Source organism: uncultured Aggregatibacter sp., from assembly GCF_901873365.1.
Classification (GTDB): Bacteria; Pseudomonadota; Gammaproteobacteria; order Enterobacterales; family Pasteurellaceae; genus Aggregatibacter.
The window spans coordinates 1-3404 of the sequence record NZ_CABFLM010000108.1; the positions used below are offsets into that span (position 1 = coordinate 1).

Sequence of the window (3404 nt, forward strand, 5' to 3'; positions counted from 1 at the left end):
ATGATAAGCTCACGCAGTATGAGTATGACACTAAAGGTCAGCTGATTAGACGTACGGATTACGGTGTGACGGACGCGCTAAAACGCAACAAGCCGGCAATTCGTACTGCCGAATTCAAATATAATCCGCTTGGCCAAATGACCGAAGCGCATATTCGTCAGGGCGAGCAATCCGGTCGCACGACCTTTAGCTTTGATTTAAACGGACAAATGACTCAGGTTGCCTGCACAGGACAACACATTGATTTTCGTTATGATGCCACGGGACGTTTGATAGAAGAGTGCTTGAATGGACAAGCCGTCGCCTATGAATACGATGCTAACGGCAACCGCTTAAAAACCCGCCTGCCATCGGGAGATAGCCTGGGCTATTTTTACTACGGCAGTGGGCATTTAAGCGGGATTAAGTTCAATCACCAGTTAATCACGGATATCCATCGCAATGCCCTGCATCAGGAAATTTGTCGCAGTCAAGGGGGACTGACCACGCATTACCAATACAATCCATTAGGTCAACTCACCCATCAGCAGACCGTGCAACAGACCGAGCTTGCGTATCCACAAAATACACCACAAATCGACCGCACTTATGGCTATGATGAATTGGGTCACCTTATCCAAACCCGTACTCATTGCCCACAACAACCCTTTGAGGCACCGCACCAGACGCAGTATCAGTACGACAGCTTGGGACGGATTCAACAGGAGAAAACCGGAACACAACGGCACACCTTTTACTTTGACCCGGCAAGCAACCTTATCAACGACCCGACGGAAAAGGTAATTAACAACCGCCTGAGCCACTATCAAGGTGTGCGTTACACTTACGACAGCCTCGGCAACCTCACCGAATGCCAAACTGCCAATGGTGACTATCAGCGTTATACCTACGACTTAAAGCATCAACTGATTCGGGCGGATATTCATAACCGTTACACCACCGAAAGTTGGGTGTATGATTATGACCCGATAGGCAGACGAATTGCAAAATCCAAACTGAACAAGCAAGGCGAAAAGCAATGCCACACGCAATTTATCTGGGCGGGCTCACACTTGGTGCAGGAGATTCGCAAAGGGAAAAACAACGAAGAAACCGACCGCACTTTCACCTACATTTACACCCATCCCGACAGCTATGAACCGTTGGCGCGGTGTTATAAAGAGGATGAAAACGCACAACATACCGTCAACTACTTCCACTGCGACCAAATCGGCGTGCCTAGAGAAATGACAGACAGCCAAGGCAAACTCCTTTGGAAAGGGCGTTATGACGCTTGGGGACAGCTTATTCACGACAGCAACCGCCATGCCCAACGGAGCACGCACCAACCATTCCACCTGCAGAACCAGTACTTCGACCAAGAAACCGGTTTGCACTACAACTTTTTGCGTTATTATGAACCTGCACTTGGGCGGTTTATTACGCAAGACCCGATTGGGTTGATGGGTGGGATGAATTTGTATCGGTTTGAGGGCACGGTGCAGAATCAAGTTGATCCATTGGGTTTGGATACATATATGTGTACAAGAGGGTTAGGTAAACCATCAGGGAGCTGGTCACCTATTGTACTTAATCATACTTATTTATGTACAGGTAGTTCTCCAGACAATATGTATTGCAGTAGCACAACACAAAGCGTTAAGACTTCTGTTACTGGTAGTATATTTTCGGTTAAAGCTCGACCAACGACCGCCAAAGAGGATAGCTATTCAGCATCGAGATGTTCAAAAGTATCAACAGATAGCTGTGTAGAAAGTTGTGTTACAAAAAAACTGAAAGATCCATTAACGAGAAGGGATTATGCAATAGGCCCAGCGGGTGAAGACTGTCAAGAATATAGTGATAGAGTTCTTACTGAATGCAGAAGAGCATGTCATGCTGAAACTGAAATGATATTTCCTACATTGTAAAAAATAAGGTATTACTATGTCTAAACGAAATCTTCCTATTCTATTATGGATTATCACTCTAATAGTTTTAGTATCCCATCTTTTAATATCTGTATTTAAAACAGACAATCCAACTTTAGAATTTGAGGCTTATCTGTTTTATGTAACTATTTTAGTAATCCTGAGCTTTCCATTAGGTAGTTTTGCAAATTTAATTCTACTAATTGTTTATCATATTATTAATCCAGTATTATCAATAGAATTAGAGAATATTATTTTTAGCATTCTTGTAACTATCGTTTCTAGTATAAGCTTCTATTATCAGTGGTATGTACTTTTTCCTAAATTGAGAAATAGGTTTATAAAATTTAAAAATAATATTCAGCACAAACCTTAAATAACGTACATCTTCTGCCCCCTACCCTAGAAATTTCTAGGAGGAATAAATGAAAAATTATTCCTCCTAATGATATTTTTATTTTTTCATGTATTTTCTTCAGAACTTACATCTGGATGTAAAAACATTATGAAAATCCATCAAATAATGAACTTTTAAAAAAGCTTTAGATGGTCAGAAAACGGCGCATTTTTAGCACACACCATGACCGAATTTGTGTGGGATGGCAGCCATCTGGTGCAAGAAATCAATCGTGAAAATGACCGCACTTTCAGCTATATTTACCGCAGCCCACAAAGCTATGAACCGTTGGCGCAGGTGTGCACGGACAACAAACAAAACCATACACAAACGCGCGACTTCCATTGTGACTAGATTGGTGTACCACAGGAATTAACGGATGAGAACGACAATCTTTGTTGGTATGGTGATTACCTTGGTTGGGGCAAACTGCGTAACAGCCACAACCTCATGGCGGACGCTCACCAACCGTTCCGCCTACAAAACCAGTATGCCGACGAAGAAACCGGCTTACATTACAACTTTTTGCGTTATTATGAACCCGCACTCGGGCGGTTTATTACGCAAGACCCGATTGGGTTGATGGGTGGGATGAATGTTTATCAGTTTGCGAATAATACGCAAGCATGGGTAGATCCGTTAGGGTTGGCGCACTTTTGTACTAGACATTTAAAAAACTTTCCTTTTTCAACTGATTTAGATAAGGATTTTAGAGGGGGGCTAGATCTAGGTTTATTTCATGAACATATCTTTTTTGATGATGGTACAAATATTGGATACACAACCACAGGGACATTTTCAGAACAATCATCAAAAGGATACAAATGTGGAAATGAGCACTTTGATGATAAGACAATGAAGGAAGCAGTTAAAAATGTAAAAAATAGAAAAATAAAAAAACACACTATAAAAAAGGACAAATAAAGGAAAAACACATTTTAGAATTTGGTGACAAGGAGTACAATGTTTTATTAAATAATTGTCAGGATTTTGTTACAGAGGTGGAAAAAGAGTATTATAGATTAGGTAAAAAATAATGGTTAAAAATATAATTTTAAAGAGAGTGAATATTCTTATATTATTATATGTATGTATTC

Annotated in this window: 4 protein-coding genes; all 4 read left to right on the plus strand. The window is 40.9% G+C overall.

Annotated elements, in window-relative coordinates; genetic code table 11:
* Positions 1-1910 (plus strand): RHS repeat-associated core domain-containing protein (locus QZ106_RS09275; RefSeq protein WP_295976563.1); only part of this gene is annotated, 1910 nt, incomplete at its 5' end.
* A 16-nt stretch (positions 1911-1926) separates the two neighbouring features.
* Positions 1927-2286, plus strand: coding sequence for a hypothetical protein (locus QZ106_RS09280; protein ID WP_295976564.1), 360 nt, complete (start codon positions 1927-1929; stop codon positions 2284-2286).
* Positions 2287-2490: 204 nt separating this feature from the next.
* A complete protein-coding gene (locus tag QZ106_RS09285) occupies positions 2491-2661 on the plus strand; it encodes a hypothetical protein (RefSeq protein WP_295976565.1) in 171 nt (56 codons plus the stop codon).
* A complete protein-coding gene (locus tag QZ106_RS09290; protein ID WP_295976566.1) occupies positions 2662-3231 on the plus strand; it encodes an RHS repeat-associated core domain-containing protein in 570 nt (189 codons plus the stop codon). It begins immediately after the preceding gene.
* Positions 3232-3404 lie beyond the last annotated feature (173 nt).

Bases quoted from the DNA above. Each gene is read 5' to 3' on its own strand.
- QZ106_RS09280 (WP_295976564.1), top strand. From the start codon at position 1,927: ATGTCTAAACGAAATCTTCCTATTCTATTATGGATTATCACTCTAATA.
- QZ106_RS09285 (WP_295976565.1), top strand. From the start codon at position 2,491: ATGACCGAATTTGTGTGGGATGGCAGCCATCTGGTGCAAGAAATCAAT.